This window comes from Rhodococcoides sp. S146-33 (genome assembly GCF_059489205.1).
The window spans coordinates 325,196-344,033 of record NZ_JCAJWY010000001.1; the positions used below are offsets into that span (position 1 = coordinate 325,196).

The 18,838-nt window shown below is 58.0% G+C and carries 15 protein-coding genes; all 15 read right to left on the reverse strand.

Annotated features, from left to right (window positions below; translation table 11 throughout):
- Positions 1-259 precede the first annotated feature (259 nt).
- The 15 genes from AC5WEY_RS01595 to AC5WEY_RS01665 all read right to left on the reverse strand — a co-directional run bounded on the left by AC5WEY_RS01595 (position 260) and on the right by AC5WEY_RS01665 (position 18,822).
- Positions 260-1,402, reverse strand: coding sequence for an acyltransferase family protein (locus tag AC5WEY_RS01595; RefSeq protein ID WP_495644418.1), 1,143 nt, complete (start codon positions 1,400-1,402; stop codon positions 260-262).
- Between the two features lie 341 nt (positions 1,403-1,743).
- Positions 1,744-3,186, reverse strand: coding sequence for an oligosaccharide flippase family protein (locus AC5WEY_RS01600; protein ID WP_495644419.1), 1,443 nt, complete (start codon positions 3,184-3,186; stop codon positions 1,744-1,746).
- A 2-nt stretch (positions 3,187-3,188) separates the two neighbouring features.
- The gene (locus tag AC5WEY_RS01605) at positions 3,189-4,100 is read right to left on the reverse strand and encodes a glycosyltransferase (protein ID WP_495645497.1); all 912 of its coding nucleotides are present in this window, start codon (positions 4,098-4,100) and stop codon (positions 3,189-3,191) included.
- A gap of 220 nt (positions 4,101-4,320) precedes the next feature.
- Positions 4,321-5,454 (reverse strand): glycosyltransferase family 4 protein, encoded by a 1,134-nt coding sequence (locus AC5WEY_RS01610; protein ID WP_495644420.1) that lies wholly within the window; start codon positions 5,452-5,454, stop codon positions 4,321-4,323.
- A complete protein-coding gene (locus AC5WEY_RS01615; protein ID WP_495644421.1) occupies positions 5,451-6,149 on the reverse strand; it encodes an acyltransferase in 699 nt (232 codons plus the stop codon). The genes AC5WEY_RS01610 and AC5WEY_RS01615 overlap by 4 nt, the downstream gene beginning before the upstream one ends.
- Positions 6,146-7,174 carry a glycosyltransferase family 4 protein gene (locus tag AC5WEY_RS01620; RefSeq protein WP_495644422.1) on the reverse strand — a complete coding sequence of 343 codons (1,029 nt, stop codon included), beginning with the start codon at positions 7,172-7,174 and terminating at the stop codon, positions 6,146-6,148. Before AC5WEY_RS01620 ends, AC5WEY_RS01615 begins: the two co-directional genes overlap by 4 nt.
- The gene (locus AC5WEY_RS01625) at positions 7,158-8,231 is read right to left on the reverse strand and encodes an O-antigen ligase family protein (RefSeq protein ID WP_495644423.1); all 1,074 of its coding nucleotides are present in this window, start codon (positions 8,229-8,231) and stop codon (positions 7,158-7,160) included. Before AC5WEY_RS01625 ends, AC5WEY_RS01620 begins: the two co-directional genes overlap by 17 nt.
- 386 nt (positions 8,232-8,617) lie before the next feature.
- Positions 8,618-9,766: a glycosyltransferase gene (locus AC5WEY_RS01630; protein WP_495644424.1), complete on the reverse strand. Its 1,149-nt coding sequence runs from the start codon at positions 9,764-9,766 to the stop codon at positions 8,618-8,620.
- Between the two features lie 57 nt (positions 9,767-9,823).
- A complete protein-coding gene (locus tag AC5WEY_RS01635) occupies positions 9,824-11,305 on the reverse strand; it encodes a sugar transferase (RefSeq protein WP_495645498.1) in 1,482 nt (493 codons plus the stop codon).
- Positions 11,306-11,826: 521 nt separating this feature from the next.
- Complete coding sequence (locus AC5WEY_RS01640) at positions 11,827-13,146, reverse strand: UDP-glucose dehydrogenase family protein (protein WP_495644425.1); 1,320 nt, start codon at positions 13,144-13,146, stop codon at positions 11,827-11,829.
- A gap of 198 nt (positions 13,147-13,344) precedes the next feature.
- Entirely contained in the window at positions 13,345-13,644 is a 300-nt protein-coding gene (locus AC5WEY_RS01645; RefSeq protein ID WP_495644426.1) for a hypothetical protein, read from the reverse strand.
- Between the two features lie 62 nt (positions 13,645-13,706).
- On the reverse strand, positions 13,707-15,197 hold the full coding sequence (locus tag AC5WEY_RS01650; protein ID WP_495645499.1) for a sugar transferase: 1,491 nt from the start codon (positions 15,195-15,197) through the stop codon (positions 13,707-13,709).
- A gap of 266 nt (positions 15,198-15,463) precedes the next feature.
- The gene (locus AC5WEY_RS01655) at positions 15,464-16,315 is read right to left on the reverse strand and encodes a sialate O-acetylesterase (protein ID WP_495644427.1); all 852 of its coding nucleotides are present in this window, start codon (positions 16,313-16,315) and stop codon (positions 15,464-15,466) included.
- A 10-nt stretch (positions 16,316-16,325) separates the two neighbouring features.
- Positions 16,326-17,546 (reverse strand): lipase family protein, encoded by a 1,221-nt coding sequence (locus tag AC5WEY_RS01660; RefSeq protein WP_495644428.1) that lies wholly within the window; start codon positions 17,544-17,546, stop codon positions 16,326-16,328.
- Between the two features lie 4 nt (positions 17,547-17,550).
- Positions 17,551-18,822: an acyltransferase family protein gene (locus AC5WEY_RS01665; protein ID WP_495644429.1), complete on the reverse strand. Its 1,272-nt coding sequence runs from the start codon at positions 18,820-18,822 to the stop codon at positions 17,551-17,553.
- Between the last annotated feature and the right edge of the window lie 16 nt (positions 18,823-18,838).

The window sequence follows — 18,838 nt, forward strand, 5'->3', positions numbered from 1 at the left end:
GTCCCTAGGAGAAGCCGAACCGGCATACGAACCCGTTCACGAGTACGTTCCCGCTTCGAATTTCGCCCACCCCTGAATCGGCCGCCAGCTGTACGTATCGCGGCGACGGTTCGTCCCCTAGTGCGGCCCCTGGCGCACGTTGATCGGTCTCTATGTCGCGGATGACGAACCCGCATCTAGAAGTTGGTTATCAATTCGAGCGCCTACCCGACGCGATCACAGCCTCACTCATGACCGTCACAGTAGCTAGACCAAGCACTCACCGGTTCCTCAGATCAGCAGGAGTAGGGCGAACGCGCGGGCCGCGGCTGCGCGGTGGTGGTGTGGGGGCCTCAGGCTGATGCGCGAGTTTGTCCCGCTGGTCGAGTTTGTCCTTCCACCGTCGCGCCAACCATTCGACGGTCCACCAACTGATCGTCGCAGCCACCAGGGTAAGGACCACCGACATACCGACCTGCCAGATGGTGAACGGGCGATCACCCACCCAGTAAGTGACGGGGACGTTCCATAGGTATGCGGCGTACGAAATAGTGCCAAGCCAGAGAAGCGGTTTCAAGAGCGGAGTAGGAACCTGTCTCCACGTGAGCATATGAAAAATCAACACTATGGTGCATAACCCAATGACGGGACCGATCACCAGATACGTCAGAGGGCTTCCTTTGATCTCAGGAGAAATCGAAATACCCGCCAGGATCACAAGCGCCAGCCCGGTAAGCACCCACTGAGCAAGACCACGTTCCGGAAGGACTTGCCGTAGGCGATCCTGCCCAATCCGTGCAGCTGCGCCAATCACCATTACGACCGCCCAACTGGTCGGCCAAGGGTAGACCGCAGCAACGTCCGAGCTGTTGAGCGAAATAGATATCGCGCACACCGCTAAGATCGAGACGCCGGACAGTGCAACAACAAGCCATAACCTGCGAGACAACACACCCAAGGTGAGAAGAACAGGCCAAATCAGATAAAACTGCTCCTCGGTCGCGAGCGTCCAGAGGTGCTGGATCGCCACCGCGCCGTGGTCGATGCCGGGCAGATTCTGCGTATAGGTCAGGCCCAGGATCACCCCACGAACGACTCCGTCACGCTGACCCAGCGTGTTGAAAGTCAGTTCCACTGCGGCGAAAATCCCCAGCATGGCGACGAGCGGCGGAACCAACCGGAGAGCGCGGTTGCGGTAGAAGTGGCCGTACCGAACGCGGCCGCTGCCGTCGGGGCCCGTCAGATCCTTCATCAACAGCCCGGTGATCAGATAGCCGGAAAGACCGAAAAATACGACCACCCCAACTATGCCGGCTCCGCCAAACATCCCCGGCATTGCGTGGCGCAAAAGGACTAGGCCTATCGCTAGCCCGCGAATAAGGTCCAGACCCTCGATCCGCTTCGACGTCCGCGCACTTGCCATGCATTTCCCCCTAATTCGATTTCAGCGCGACATTACATCGGATCAGCCAGGGCTGTCAGGTCGGCGCGACCCCTCACGCCACCGAGGCTGAGTGATTCGCCCGCAGAGTCGTGGACACAGTGTCGATCTACGCCGCCATCGGGCTTGACCCGGCCAAGCGAGGACGTGCCGTGTGCGCCATCGTGCCGTATTCCTCGAACAAGCTGGTCAATTCAACACATCCACCCTAAAGCAAAAGCCGAGCGGTGCTAGGAGGGACTTGTTCGGTACAAACACGGCGCAGCAAAAATGCTGGCCATCGCGGGACTCAGGCGACGTAGAGTGAATGAGCGCCTACCTTCTCATCCCCAACCGACCGCTTTGCGGCCGAGGAACGCCATCCAGAACTGGAGGCCGAACCAGTAGCGATGCGGCAGTACTACAATTCCGCCAATTCCACCCAGAACAAATAACGACCCTAAGGAACCAGCCATCACCCAATTTGCTGGTGCGTCGACCAGCCTTCCCATCATGACGCTAAACGCAAAAGACGCAGCCGCGTATGCCAATGGGAAGTACATTGAAGTCACACGAATTTCCAGGGCGCGACGACATACTTCGACGTACTGAATCGTCACGAGAACGCAACCCATCGCAATTCCGCCAGACACCCAAACAATTCCAAGTGTCGACAGAGCAAAGACCGATGCCACGACCCAAATGCACAGGAAAACATTTGACAGCACCACCAAACTAGAACGGCCAAGAACATGAAGCGCCGGAGCACAAATCACCAGCAGCAGTTGGAACGGGGCACTCAGACTCAAAACCTGCAGAATCGGAACCGCCGCCGACCATTCGGCCCCAAAGATTTGCAAGACTAGAAAGTCGGCCCACGCAAACATAAGTCCACAAGCCGGCGCGCCAATCAAGACCACCCCACAAGCAATTCGAAGAAACTCTTCGCCAGCAAACGCGACCGACCTGTCAAGAGCATGCCGCATCGCGGGTAGGCTGACCCTACCTATCACACTACCGAAAGCGGTCACTGTAACTGTTATCAGCCGATAAGAGATCGAGTAATTACCTAATGTTACGGCCCCTAAGATTAGTCCAATCATTATATTGTCGAGATTGCGCCAGGACTGTGTCAACAGCTGTGAAGCCGTCATTTTCAGTGAGTAATAGTGTCCGAATTCCACCTGGCCGTCGAACGTCCGATTCAAGTCACGACGGTACACGACAGCAAATGAGCAAGAAATCACTCCAATCAGCAATTCAGTTACTGCAAATTGCCAAGCAATCGAAACGGCTCCAAAACCCGAATGCGCCAGCCATATACCTAACCCCACCCCAACCAGAGGGCCGAACAGCTCCGCAATTCCTACTTCCCGAAACCGGAGAGCGCGTGACAGGCACCCAACTGAAAACCCTGACAACGCCTGACCCAGAATAGCTATCACCAAAATTATGAACATTTTACCAAGCACATCGTTGCCGAGGCCAAGCATGTATAATCCCAACCCAAGTGTCCCCGCAGCCAACAAGCCAAAGACGGCTAGATCGCCGAATACCACTTGCCGAATCCAAGATCTATCTAGAGTGTTTCGAGTTTGAAGACTGCCATTGCAAGCGAATCCGCAAATTACAAATAATACTGCACTAATCGCCGTTACTTGCGAAGCCAGGCCGAACCCCTCTGGTCCGAGAATTCGAGCAATCACTACACTTCCCACAACCTGAATGGCAAGACGCGAGACTAAGGCAACGGCACTCCATCGGTATGCCGTCGAACTGTTAGACATACTTAAAACTCTTCACTCTTACCAGCATTTGACATGGACAATGCATCTGTCGCGCGCGCCAACAGCCTGCTCCCATAACCAACATTCGTGAGATCTCGCTCATAAACCGAAACTGCAGCGCGCTCAAGCATTTCGACGCGTCCGTCAGAGGAAATCGCGTAGTCGATTGCTCGCGACCAGTCTTCGACGCTGTCTCCCGAAACCAACCCACGGTAAGACTCACTAAAGTACTCACCCAGGCCACCCCCCGCAGTAGCAACGAACGGCACACCCGCCGCAGTAGACTCCAGAGCTACAGTCAAGCCAGACGCATGTCTGTTTTCCTTTAGAGGGATAATAGAGCATTGGCTCGTAGCGTAGAAAGATCGAATGTCAGAGAATGTCGCGTTATCAATTACTGAAACGTTGACTTCCTCACTCAACGAACCTGGCGCTGTACGAGAGCAAACTAAAAACCTGAGATCACGGCGATGGATAGCGACCCTCCTTAACAGGTCCCAATCTCGCTGAGGATCATTACCCGCACAGATAATAAGAGGCACACTATCATCTTCAGCACTGATACCGGGGCATCCGGCACCATAAGCAAACTTCCTGCTATGCAGAAAGGGACCAGGATCAATACCATACTGGGCTACCTGCACAGGACGTCCCAGCCATCCCGACAGCGCTTCCGCATTCAAAGTGCAATGTGTTACGACGACCTCAGCACGCCGAAGACTGAATCGTGCTAGCCGACTCTGAAGACTCGCACTCAGGTTTTGCCGTTCACCGGCCCACACGACTTGTGCGACAATTGGCGGGAAGTTGCGAAACACCCTCCGAAGCAGAAGGTATGCGACACAGGTCTCTTCTGTATGTGAGACTACAACGTCAGATCTGTATATCGATATGATATTAAACATCACGTGCATGAAATCAGTGCCCGCAGGTTTTCTCAGAGCACGCCTTAAAAGACCCCCGACACCTGATCTGAAGTAATCCCGTGCGAACGATATGGACCAATCATCAAACTTATTCGGGTCTAACCCGTAGGGATACTCGTCCGCAACCTCAGCATTCAAGAACCTTTCCTTCCAGGTCAGTTCGCTGCGTCCGCTTTCAAACAAGAACAGAACTCTGTAACGACCACTGCTACGCTCCACCGGGTACCCCCATTTTCACAAGCGCCGACAGATACTCCCTCGCAACCAAATCAGACGCATAAATTTGAACGGCACTCGTCGCTTTCGAGGACATAGCATTCTTTACCGATTCTGGCAGAATAAAATATCTTCGAAGCGCCTCCGAAAGAGGCAATCCGACGTCCGCAACCACCCAACCCACGCCTACACTTACGACAATTTCCTCGGTACCCGTACCAGAAGATACGATAGGAAAGCAACCTGCGGCAAGTCCCTCAATAACAGTCCGTCCGAAGGCCTCATGTTCAGAAACGTTGACTACCACACTCGCATCTTTAAGGTACTTGGCAACGTTATCCGTTTTTTCCACCAAACAGATTTGGTGGCGAGATCTCTCGGCATAAAGCGACACGACCTGCTCGTATGGCGTGCGGAGTTCTGGAGGACTAATACCAACTATTGAAATTGAAAGAGTCACATCGTCGATAGCCTCGGCAGCTTCCAACAGCTTATGCACACGCTTATGCGGCACCACTTGCCCAACGATTGCCACCGAATTGTGTGCTCGAACATAATTCGACTCTGGCAAATACGTTGTCAGCGACACGGGCCTCGGAACGACGCATCGTTTCACCGATGGATGAACAGGATTTGCGGCTCCAGCGGACGTGGCGATGACGCCGGCTAAGAATCTAGACAGGACATTTAGGACCTTGTTGCCACCGTTACCGGAAAAAGTCTCGTGCAGGTCCAATATGCACGGCTTGCGTGCGAAACGTGCGGCAGTTAAGACCTCGAGCAACTCCCAAGTACCGAAGCAGACTACTACATCGCAAGACTTCAATGCGCGAGATAGTCGAATACCGCCGATCAGGCTCCCTACACCATCTAAGACTAAGTCGACCTTGCTTGAAGCAGAAGTACCGCCCGCGTCACGTACACGTCGACGTGTCTGGATCTCAAAATCAGACATTCGCACTTGAGCTGAAAGATGCTGGCGTATTGGAGATCCATTTGCAGCTATTACCGTGACATCAGCTGAGCTCGATAGCTGTTCGGCTATTTCAACAAGACTCTTCTCGGCTCCCCAAATATTTGAAGCATCTGTAACAAAGCACACCTTCAGAAGGTCGAAGTTGCTCATCTGGTTCCGATCAAACGCGCGGGCACGCCGCCGACGATGGTCCCAGCAACCACGTTTCCGCGTACGACAGCACCTGCAGCAAGAACAGCACCACGTCCGACATGGGTACCTGCCAGCACAACAACCCCCGCCCCGATCCAGACGTCGTCCTCGATCACGGTCCGTTGTCGGCTCTCCCCCTGCAGTCGAATTGGTACACCGGGATTCTCAAAGTTGTGATTCTCGGACAAGATGGTGACGTTTGGACCTATCAAGACGTCGTTCCCAATTTCCACACCTCCCTGACCCATGATGCAGTTGTACGCCCCGACCGCGGAACGAGCGCCAATTTGTATTCCGGTTCCCGAATTTCGTATGACGCCTGATACCCGCAACTGGCTGTGTGAGTCAACTGTTACGCTATCGTAGAGCGTTATGCCGTTTCCACCCACTGCGTCGAGCAACACGTCTGAACCAATGCTTACTGCAAGCCCTAGCCTCAGATTTCCTGATGCTCTCACACCGACCCTTCGACCGAAGTAACAGTTCCGCCGCCCCCGTACAGCGGCGCGAATACGACTCGCCAGCTTGCTTGCAAGAAATTCCACCAATTGGCGATTGTCAACTGTCGGGTCTATTCCTGCATCCTGGCTACGTTCAGCTTTGTATTTAGCGTCGATTTTTTCCCTGAAGGTACTGGAGATTTTTGCAATCATTCTATTAGCTCCCGAATTTGTCGGACTGTGCGCGTCCAAGAGTAACTGGGTTGGTTTTGACCCTTGAATTGGCCAACATCAGTGAGCCGGTCGAGAGCGTCAAGGAAAGAGTCGATACTCCGCGGGTTAAAAAACCTCGTTTGCGGGTTGTGGGATACTTCTCGGAACGCTTTGATGTCGCTCACCACGGACGGGGTGCCGGACAGCTCAGCTTCAAGAATGGGAAGTCCAAATCCCTCATCCAGCGATGCAAAAATGAATGCCTTACAGTTCTGGTAGAGCCATTTAAGCTCAGAGTCTGGAATGAACCCAGCAAAGATGACATCATCATTGACGTCAGACATAAAATCTATAACACCTGGATCAGCGAGACCCTCTGGCTGGCCAACTACAACCAGCGGACAGTTTGCTGAAATCTTTCCCACGGATCGCAGCGCTGATATTACAAATTGCAAATTCTTTCGGACGTTAAGACGTCCTACACAAAGATAAAACTGCTGGTACTGCACACCTAGTTGTGCGCACTCGGCTATGGCCTTCAAATAGCCCTCTGGTACAGCGAGGCCAACGCTGATTGCACTCCGACGAAGCGTGAGACTAGCTGAAATCTGATCAGCCTCTGATCGTGTTGAAGATACAACTTGTGGCGAGAATCGTGCCGAGAAGCTAATAAGCGATAGGTAGGCACGTTCTCGCACAGAAAACCAATGCGGTTGCCTTCTGTAAATCACGTCGTGAATGAACGTAACCGCGGCCTTGCTAGAACGGATACTTGAGAAGTTGTGCAGAACAGCCGCGTCACAGTCCGCAGTTCGTGCATCGAATTCGATTAGGTTAGAAATCGCGTGCTGCTTAATCCTGGGCCGCCGAATCTCGCATCCCTCAGGCTCATCTTTTATTGAACCAAATAGCACCAACTGGTCATCTGGGTAGCCCTCTCGCCAATGACTGACGATGGAACGTAGGACGTTACGCCCGGAGGGTGGCCCATCGTCCCACCAATGAGCGTCAAATGCTATTCGCATAATTCACCTGCTTCTGAGGCGCAACTTTTTCCACGACGCCCCGGGCCGATTGGCTTGAGGACCATTTGACGAGCACACCTAAGGCAGCCCAATAGAATCCGTACCAAATTGGATTTGTTGTTACTGCAATGATCGAGAAGCTGAGCAGTAGTGGGAGGCTTCTAATACCAATGCCCATTGCTGCGGCTATAAATGCTGCACAGAAAAAACCAAAACCGATTAGCCCGACGTCATAAATTAAAGCTAACCACCAAAATCCGAAGTAGACCTGTCCGGTCGAGGACTGGTTTGATGAGTGGGTCTGTGGGTAAGCGTTCGTACCTCGACCAATCAAGGGGTTGGCAGATGCGATTTCCGACAACGCTTGGTCCGTGGTTTCAGCTCGAAGTCGCCCGGTACCCGTGTCGGTGCTGCTAAACTCGTTGAGCCTGTCGGCTGCCGTCTTAACTAGCTCGCTGCTGTCATTCGTGACCGCTATTGTTAGTGACGCTGCCCCTATTTGGAGAGAGACTACGGTGGCCACAATTACAGCAGCTAATATTCCCTTGATGAGCGGCTTGGCAGTCAGCAGGAAATAGATCAGCGTAAATGCAATCACGATCGGAATTACCGTACGTGTCACGCTCAGTGCGACAAGCAATGTGCTTAGGAGCGCTTGCGTGTAAAATAATCTCTTGCTGAGGTCCCGATAGAATGCGAGACTGAGCGCCAAAAATGCGCAGACGTACGATGCGGCGAGATTGGGCTCCAGCATCAGCCCCTGAGCTCGTTGGTAGGAACTCGCATAATCTTGCTCGACAAATATAGATTCGGAGCCCTCCGGCGATAGCGCCCATCCCGCGATCGAAAAGAGACTGTAGGCCACGATTGTGCAGGCTGCATCTGCGGCCATTCTAACCGCGTCAAGCCTGCTCCGATGGATTATCACTACGGTGAGCAACCCGATCGTCAGCCAGAGCGTCAGACGAATACTCTGCAGGGGTTGCACGGCGTAAATCGCACTCGTTACAAAGGCTGTCAGAATCCACAGAGCTGCTGACCAGGCGGCAAGCTTCATCCAAGTCGAAAGCCGAGTGGTTGCACTAACGTCACTTGGGCGGAAAATTATGTGGCAGGCAAGTAAACCGAGAGCCACGTGTTCAGGCAAAATCGTTAAGAATCCCGCTTTAAGGGTCTGGCCGGAGCACCCAAGAAGTGCTACGAGTATTATCCATGTCAGTCTTTCACTTCGAGCCGCGGCTCTTATTCCCACTCCAATTAGTATCGCTACCGCGATGTATACCGCCACGCCTGGTCGTGTTACAGAAATTAGTGTTACTGACAGTGACGCGAAAGCAGCCAGGATGTAGAAATTCATGCTGGATTTTCTGATCGCTAAGCGAGGAATCCGACCCATTCGATTCTGCAGATGAGTACTAGGTCTATTGCCATTGCCGAGGGCGCTCACGGTTTTGCTTCTGCAGTTCGATCCGAACGGAACTGTCTGGCTAAATTTCCTGCAACGGCGTCCGTGAGCAGGTCCGAATATCCACTGCACACACTTTGCCATGTGTAGTGGGCCTGTGCCCTTTGGATAGATAGGGCTGCCGAATCTGCTTGCCAGTTTGGATCGGTCATCACACGGCTTAGCCTCGACACGATTGCATCTGAGTCTGGGCGAACGAATGTACCCAAGTCTGACAAGACTTCCCTATTGTAGACAGTGTCACGTGCGACGACTGGTGCGCCACATGCCATTGCCTGGACCAATGCTGGATTTGTTCCACCGACGCTGTGACCGTGAAAGTAGGCACCCGCGTGCTGCCATAGCGAGAAGAGCTTCTTGTCATCGCTGACATGACCCAGCCACTGCACGCGGGGTGACTCCTCAGCCAAATTTTTCGCCGCGAGGTCCAACTCCCCTCCGTAGCCGGACGATCCGACGATCACTACGTTCCACTTCTTGCTGAGTTCTCGGGCGGCTTCGAGGAACTCTGGAACAGTGTTTTCGGGCACGAAGCGAGCAACGATCAAGACATAGTCTCTTGACTTCAAGCCTTCGACCACCGGTAGTCGATCAGGGGCATCGCCACCGTAGGGGATGAACACCCCATCACGGCCGAAGTCGCGCTGCCATCGCCGTCGAATCTCATGCGAATCGCATACCAGCTCAGACGCATACTTCGCCGTCAGTCGAGCTCCGCCGCGAAATACGCGCTTCGCGTTGTTGCCCCACTTCGCTCGCTCCCACTCGATGCCATCGACGTTGACCACCGTGGGAATCCCGCGCGAGCGGAGCAGTGGGAGCCAATAACCGTTGGCCACGTTCATAATCAACGCAACATCGGGCTTGCGACGAGCCGCACTGAGTGACGAAGTGAAGCCGTAGCTCAGTGTGCTGAGCGACTTGGTTTCGAGTCCTTTGGTCATGATGGATTCCACCCGGGGGTCCAGGAGCGGGTCGTCAGGCTTGACTGCGCCGGGACGCCCGTAGACCGTCACGTCCCAGCCCGATTCGACCAAGTACGGAGCCAGACGCCTGATCAGTGTTTCGAACCCGCCGTAGTAGCTCGGGTATCCCCGTGTACCGATAATGGCAACTGACTTACTCATTGAGCAGCTAACCTTCCCGACAGGTGAGTAGACGACGAAGCCCGACATTGGGCGAACTCAATACGCCCCATCGCTTCCAGCGACGGCCTTCATGGTCTTGGCGATGATGAGTAGATCTCCCACCATCGACCAGTTCTCTACATACGAAAGGTCGAGCCGCACAGTCTCTTCCCACGACAGGTCGGATCTCCCGCTGACCTGCCACAGACCCGTGACCCCCGGCTTGACCAACAGTCGTCGACGAACCTCGCCGTTGTAGGTCTCGACCTCACGGCGCAGCGGAGGCCGCGGCCCCACTACACTCATCTCGCGCTTCAGAACGTTGATGAACTGCGGAAGTTCGTCGAGACTGAAGCGCCGCAGCACCTTGCCTACGGGCGTCACTCGCGGGTCGTCACGCATCTTGAACAGGACTCCGCCGGCACCTTCGTTTCGATCCAAGAGATGCGCAACCTGCTTGTCCGCATCGACTGTCATGCTGCGGAATTTGATCATCGAGAACGGTGTGCCGTCGATGCCCATTCGCTCGGACTTGTAGAACACCGGTCCGCGACTGGTTGCCTTCACTGCAATGGCGACCGCCAGCAGGATCGGCGAAATCAGCACCAGCACCAGAGCCGCGAACGTGAGGTCGAAGGCTGTCTTGCTGAACCGGGTTGCACCGTTGTACTGGGGCTTCTCGACATGGATCAGAGGGAAGCCAGCAACCGGCCGCATCACCAGGCGCGGGCCGGCGACATCGACCACACCCGGAGCGACGACCAAGTCGACATCTTTTTTCTCGAGATCCCAGATCATCTTGCGAATACCCTTGTGCCCGAGGTGCTCGGTGGCTGTCACCGCAACGGTGTCGGCACCGCACTCTTCGATCGCTGCGAGAACGTCGTGCTCGTCGCCTAGAACCGGGATGTCGGATCCTTCGACGCTGACTACTCCGTCCCGCGGAGCCTCGTAGCCTGGCATGCAGATTCCGACCACGGCGTAGCCCGCGGAGGGCGACTTCTCGAACGACTGCGCCATGGATACGGCGGCAGATCGACTACCCACGATCAGCACCGACGTCTTGTACTCACCATTGCCCCGTGAACGGGCAACCACCTTGCGCCACACCCATCGACTCAGCAGCAGCGCGATCAGTCCGACCGGCAGAGCAATAGCCAGGTAGAGCCGTGCGATGTCGACGCGGAACAGGAGCGACACGATTGCGATGACACCGAACAAGCGGAAGGTGGCCGAGACGATGCGTCGGTACTCTTCAGCACCGTTACCGATGACTCGTGGTGATCGCGTGCGGAAGATGGCGAGGAAGGCGATCCACACAACCGCCATAACGACGGACACTCCCGTGTACGTGAGCGCCGACATCAGACCGGTGGACTCGACACCACCGAAGCGCACTATCTGGGCCAGACCGACGGACAGAACGACAACAACAACGTCGGTCACCCGAAGCCGCCGGACGTATTGGTCCTCCCACACGTGTCGCGACGTGAGCCGTCGAGCCACCACCGCGCCGGACCGACGCGGAGATCCCCACAGAGAGCGCTGTGCAGCCCCGACAGATGCCACGTGCTCCCCTCCTCTGTACTACTGCGCGCACCGGAGGTGAGCGCGAGTTCGGTTCGAACCAATCCGGATTGCAACTGGTATCGATTTGGAATAGTCCCACGCTGCTATCCGATGCACCACGCGAGCGGCGCAGATCACAAACGAATAACAGCAGGTAATCGGTTTACCACACCATCGCTGACTAGGCGATATGAGTGGCCTAAGCCCACCGGATGTAACCGCACCAGGGCCCAAAAACGTTACATCCGAACACAATCGAGGCGGTAATGTGACGATTCACAGGCTGTAGCGCTGGTTATTGTGCGATCGACAGGCTCGCGCCTACCGGAGGGGTGCCGAACAAACCCGTCAGCAGCCTGAACTGCGAAAAACCAGGGTTTCGCCTACATCAGCGAGCGCAAGAAATCGAATCGGTGAGAATTGATAGCCAAAGGAATGAGCGCACCTAATTCATTCCAATGAATGAATTTCGCTCGGCTTGTTAGTCCCGATTACGGACGGCCCAGCCCGCGGTAGTTCCACCCCGCCGCCCGCCACTGCTCCGGGTCCAGGCAGTTGCGTCCGTCGATGAGGGTCTTGCTGCGTACAGCGCCCTCCAGGTCCTCCGGAGCGAGCGCTTTGAACTCTTTCCATTCCGTCAGCACCAACACCACATCAGCGCCCTCGCACGCTTCCAGCGCGGAGTTGCTGTAGGTCAGAGTGGGGAACAATGCTCGCGAGTTCTCCATCGCCTTGGGGTCGTACACGTTGACCGCGGCACCCTGCAGCTGGATCTGCCCGGCCACGTTCAGAGCGGGTGAATCACGCACGTCGTCGGAATCGGGCTTGAACGCGGCACCGAGCACGGCAACCCGAGCACCGAGCAGTGACCCACAGGCCTCACGGGCCAGCTCGACCATGCGGGTACGGCGTCGCATGTTGATGTTGTCGACCTCGCGCAGGAACGTCAGAGCCTGATCAGCGCCGAGCTCACCCGCCCTCGCCATGAACGCCCTGATGTCCTTCGGCAGGCAACCGCCACCGAAGCCGATGCCGGCATTGAGGAACTTGCGGCCGATGCGCTCGTCATGGCCGATGGCGTCGGCGAGCACGGTGACATCGGCACCGGCTGCCTCACACACCTCGGCAATGGCGTTGATGAACGAGATCTTGGTGGCCAGGAACGCGTTGGCGGATGCCTTGACCAGCTCGGCAGTGGCGAGGTCGGTGACCAGGAACGGGATCTTCTCGTCGAGAAGCTGCGCGTAGACCTCGCGGGCCAGCTCCTCGGCGCGGCCCGGACGGGCACGGTCCACGCCCAACACCAGACGATCCGGATGAAGAGTGTCTTTGACGGCGTAGCCCTCGCGCAGGAACTCCGGGTTCCAGGCAACTTCGACGCCATCGCCTGCGGGCGCGAGTTCACGGGCGATGCGCCCGAGACGTTCTGCTGTTCCGACAGGGACTGTCGACTTGCCGAAGATGACGGCCGGCTTCGTCAGCAGCGGAGCCAGAGTCTCGATGACCGAGTCGACGAACTTCATGTCGGCTGCGAACTCCCCCTTCTTCTGGGGAGTACCGACGCCGAGGAAGTGCACCTCCGCAAAATCTGCGGCTTCTTGGTACGACGCGGTGAAGCGCAGTCGGCCGGCCGCGATGTTGCGCTGCAGCACCTCTTCGAGACCGGGCTCCCAGAACGGGACCTCACCGGCTTCGAGCTTGGCGAGCTTGGCCGGGTCCACGTCCACACCGAGCACCTCGTGGCCGAGTTCTGCCATGCACGCGGCGTGAGTGGCACCGAGATAGCCGGTACCGAATACTGTGATTCGCATCTGTTCTGTTCCCCGTCGATCGTTCTGAACACTGGCGTACTCGACAAGAGCATGTGACGGCTCGTCACAGTAATCCCCTGAAGGACAGCGCCTTCAAGGCACGCGCGCACAAGGGAATAGTAAACACAGGCGATCGACGTCGTCACCCAGGAGCCGTGGTCACGCGCCTACCTGAACAACCAATGAAAAGAAGGTGTCTCAGCGACGAACGGGGAACTGCGGGTTCTCGGGCTCCTCGACGGCCTCGGCGCAGCGGTGGATGAAATCGCTCAGCTCGATGCGAACCTCGGGGGCGAGCAGATCCAACGGGGCCTCGGTGCCGTGATATTCGGCGAATGCCGAGGTGTAGGCATCCACACTGTCCGAGATCACCGCGTGCAGGGACGTCGACCGATTCAGATGCACGTGAGCGATCTGGTCTACTCGATCGGACAGGAAATCGTGAAAAGAGCTCTGCGCCATGGTAGTACCGGATCCGTTCTCCGAAATAGTCGACATCTCAATATGATACGAACAAAACCGACCGACTGCACGATGAACGAGATCGAAAAAGACTGACGTCAGTACGCGCCTTCACTCTTGAAGACGGCCACTGCCGTCTTGGCGATGATGAGCAGATCCCCCGTCATGGACCAGTTCTCGACGTACGAGAGATCGAGGCGAACGCTTTCCTCCCACGACAAGTCGGATCGGCCACTCACCTGCCACAAGCCGGTGATGCCCGGCTTGACGAGCAGACGGCGTCGCACCTCGCCGTCGTAGGTTTCCACTTCGCTACGCAGTGGCGGTCGCGGACCGACCACGCTCATCTCACGCTTGAGCACGTTGACGAACTGGGGCAGCTCGTCGAGGCTGAATTTTCGCATCACCTTGCCGACGCGGGTGACCCGCGGGTCGTCGCGCATCTTGAACAACACTCCGCCTGCACCCTCGTTGAGTGCGGCCAACTCCTGGACACGCTTGTCTGCGTCCTGCACCATGCTGCGGAACTTGATCATCTGGAAAGGCTTGCCGTCGATGCCCATTCGCTCGGAGTGATAGAAGATCGACCCTTTGCTGGTGAGTTTGATGATCACCGCGAGCGCAATCAGGATCGGTGAGATCACCAGGAGCACCGCTGCGGCGAAGAGGAAGTCGAAGGCCGTCTTGCTGAACCGCTTCGCCCCGTTGTACTGAGGCTTCTCCACATGGATCAGCGGGAAGTTCGCCACCGGCCGCATCACCAGCCGCGGGCCCGCCACGTCCATCACACCGGGCGACACGACGAGGTCCACCTTCTTTTTCTCCAAGTCCCACACCATCTTTCGCAGGCCGCGGTGACCGATGTGCTCGGTGGCCGTCACCGCCACGGTGTCGGCTCCGGAGGTCTCGATGGCCTCGACAACGCTGTGCTCATCTCCCAACACGGGGATCTCGACACCGTCGATGGTGAAGGACGTGTCGTTGCCGGGCTCGTAGTTGGGGAGGCAGATTCCGACCACGCTGTAGCCGGCCTCGGGGGACCGCTCGAACGACCTGGCCATCGACAACGCCGAGCTACGGCTGCCGACGATGAGCACCGACGTCTGATACTCGCCGCCGGCACGCTTACGCGCGACGATCTTGCGCCATGCCCACCGACTCAGTAGCAGGCCGATCATTCCGACGGGGAGTGCGATGGCGAGGTACAGCCGAGCGATGTCGAACCGGAGCAGCAGCGAGAGAATGGCAATGGTGCCGAACAAGCGGAACGAGGCCGAGACGATGCGGCGATACTCCTCCGACCCGTTGCCGATCACCCGCGGAGAACGAGTGCGGAAGATCGCAAGGAACGCCAACCACAGGACGGCGAGTACAGCCGAGACGCCGAAATAGCTGACGATGGCCCACGGCTCTCGAAAGTCGATATCGCCGAACCGGATGATCTGAGCGACCGTGACGGCACCGAGAACAACAAGAGTGTCGGTGACCCGAAGACCCTCGGTGTAGTGCGTCTCCCATTCACGACGCGACGTCACTCTTCGTAGGCGCCGTGCGTCCCGTCGCGAGACCCCCGAACGCTGCGTTTCCAGATCGCTGACCGACACTGAATTTCCCCTCGATACGTTCACGTTGTCGAACCCCTACGCGATCGACACCGCTCCGTGCCACCGTCGTGCTTCTGTCTCGGCCGTTCTACCCGGTACCGCTGGTAACAATAGTGTGATCGACGAAAAGCCGCAGCTCGTTACATGTTTCGAGCGCATTAACCGGCGGCGTCCACTGCGTTTCGGGCAGCGCACAATTCGCAGATTCACCCCGCCCCGTGCACCACTAAGCAACACATCGACACTCGATGTCAAGCATTGTCGGTCGATTGCACGACGCGCGGTGCCATGCCCGCGAAGGCCGTCCACATCCGGTGGCCCAGTTCCCGTTGCCCCGCAGCGTTGTAGTGAATCTTCTCGGTCTCGCTGTTGTAGAGACCCCTCGGGCCTGACACGTACGCGACTTTTGTCCTTCGCCCCGGCGTATCGGCATGCACCGCATCGATGACGGCATAGTTCGGCTCCCCCGCCTCGATTTCGTCCGGCACCATCTGGCCCAGGACAAAGGGCACGTCACCGAACTCCGCACGCAGGGCATCGATGAGGAAGTCGAGCTTCTCGGCATATACCGGACCGCTCAGCAACGGCACATCGCTCTCGCCCTGATGCCACAACACCGCAGCGAGCTCGTTGCCGGGTTGGGTGGCCAGGCCGGTTCGGATGCGCTGCACAGCATCCCAGAACAGGTTCATGCGGGCACCGGTGTCGACCGGGTCCCAGGAGATGCCGTTGATGCGCGCAAAGCCCGAGTCGCCGCGCGCGTAGGGAACGAGCAGCACCGGCTTACCCGTCGTATCTGCGAGGTGCGCTGCAAACGTCGGGCCGAACCCCACGGCCTTGGAGGGAACCTCGTGAAACAACGGATTGCTGCCCGCCACGATGGTGTTCTTCGACCGCCCCGACGCTGCCCACTGATGCACTCTCGGATGCGGAGCGTCGAGACCCGAACTGTCCAGCCCGACGCCTGCGCCATGTGCGTTGGATTGCCCCAGCACGGCGACCACCAGGTAGGGCTCGTCGAAGCCGGCTACCGAGATTCCCCGTCCCAATCGCCGTTTGACAACATCTTTGGCCCTGACTGTCAGATCTTTGCGCAACCCCATGGAATCCCCCTCATCGACTGCAATCGTTCTGCGCCGGTATCCCGGCGAAACGATCAGCTATCCACCCATTGACGGCATCGCCGTTCACGTCTCCGTGCCCCCGCCCAGCCTGTCGATCGGTCGTAATGACGTCTCCGAACGCGCAGGCCCGCTCGAGTGCCGCATCGGTCCACGCCGCATCGATGAAGGTGTCGGCATCACCGTAGGCCACCAGCATCGGTGCCGACGCCGGCCCCGTGGGCACGGCCATCGCCGTCAGTGCCTCACGCAGCATCGTCGCTGCCGCGTCGGACGTGGGCGCAAAGTCTTTGTCGCCGAGCCGTTTCACCGCATCGTCGCGGGGACCGGCCTTGTCCGGCGTGCACCCGGTGAGCGCAGCCCAGTCCTGCGCGGCGTTACCGCTGCGATAGTCGTCGAGATCCAACGCAGGATCACGCCGCGACAACGACTCGAGAACCCATTGCAGCAGCGGGCCCTGGTCCGCGGTCAGAGTCCCTGCGATGGCCTTGTCCACCAACCCGACCATGTTCGCACCCGGTGCCAACGCCACCGAACCGACCAGATCCAACTCCGGGGCGTAGGAATCGGCGAGTTCGTTCGCGGCCCACGCAGCGCCTCCGCCCTGCGAGCCACCGAAGGCAGCCCATCGGGTACCCGCGTCGGGAAAGACGGTGCGCAACGCCCGTACGGCATCGATGACGTCGTAGCCGGCCGTGATGTTGTCCAGGTACGCGTGACTACCGGGGTGTCCCAGGCCCTCGTAGTCGGTGATGGCCACGGCGAATCCCGCTGTGGTGTAACCCTGTACGAGAGCCGACGCACCGAGCAGTGAACTCGATTCCGACGGCGCACAGTCCTGCTCGATGCCCGTTGTCCCGTGCGCGTAGGAGATGATCGGCCAACCGCCCTCGGGTGCATCTCCGGACGGGGTGAACACCGTGCCCGAGACTTCGCGCTCACCCACACCCGGCTGCACCGAGCGATACACCACCTTCGCTGCGTTCACTCCTGAAAGCCGCACCTGGATGGGCAGATTGGGCATGGTCTCGGCGCTGACGATCGACCCGCTGCCCGTCCCCGGATCCGCGATCACCATCGGCTCCGGATCCCCACCTCGTATCGCCGCTGCGACGCCGCGCTGCAGGTCCGCGCCGACCGGCACGACGGCGGCGCATCCGGCCAGGACGGGCAGCACCAGCAGTGCTGCGAGCGCTCGATGTGTGCATCGCATGAAACTATTTGCTGGCCTTGAATCTACGGGCGTAGGTCAATGCCGGCTTCTCGATGAATCGGTAGGTCACTGTTCCGAAGGCGATGCTGACTGCGCTGACCAGAACGAAGTTGCGGAGCATGCCCAGCGGGCTGTCGCCGGCCATCCAGCCGAAGCGCCCCACCATGATCAGGACGGGAAAGTGCCAGAGGTACACGCTGAGCGAGATCATGCCCACGTAGCTCAGCGGTGCCCAGTCCGCGCGTTCGGCGAGCACGGACTTCTCCCCTCGGGCCAGTGGGACGATGATGAACAGAATGAGCAGGGCCGAGCCGAACGCGACGGTGGAACTCTGCCAGCGCGAGTTGTCGTCGATGAGCTTGAGTGAGATCGCCGCCGTCGGGATCATCGCGATTCCCGTCCACCACCGCATCTTGGTTGCGATTACACCCTTCATGATTCCGTTGTCGATGGCGACGAACACCACGGCGGCGAGCATCCCGTAGGTGAAGTTGTCTGCCAACGACCAGAAGCTACGGCTGAGCACCGCGATCTCGTTGGGTCCCCAATCCAACAGTTTCGGATCGGTGATGCCCGACGGCCCCACCAGCGAGGCGGTGTAGAGCTTTCCGGTCACCCCGATGACGAACATGATCACCACCGGGATCATCGCCAGCACCGGGGCCGAGATGGAGGTCCGCTTGCGAAGATAGAAGGCGATGCCGGTCAGCAGCGGCAGTGCAAGGTAGAACGCGAACTCCAACGACAGCGACCACGACGGGTTGATCCCGGTTTGGAGCATGCTCGGGATGTACGAGTGCACCAGAGTCAGATTGGCCAGCAGCGTCAGCGGATCGGTGAGCACTCCCAGTCCGTTGTCGGTGAAGTGCTGCTCCGCGACGGCCGCGTTCTCCACGAACACTGCACGCATCACGAAATTCGCAAACAGGAAGATGAACAGGTACGCGGGAAACACTCGCAGCAGTCGGTGCATCGCGTAGCTGACGTTGTTCGGCATGGGTGTGCCCGCGAACAACTTTCGCACCATCGGTAAGAAGATGAGGAAGCCCGAGAGGGCGAAGAAGAAAATGAGGCCCTGACCGAGCAGCCCGAGCTTGTACGTGAGCACGGTCTGCGGCGAGTAGTGGCCGCCGACGTGCACGGCGAGCACACACAGGCACGCGAAGCCGCGTGGCCCGTCGAGGCCGAGAATACGAGCGGGCCTCTTGGACTCGCTGCTCACCGGAGTCGCGGGCGCAGTGGCTGCGGCCGCGGTGCTGTCTGGAGTTGCTGTCATGACTGCCTTCTGAAAG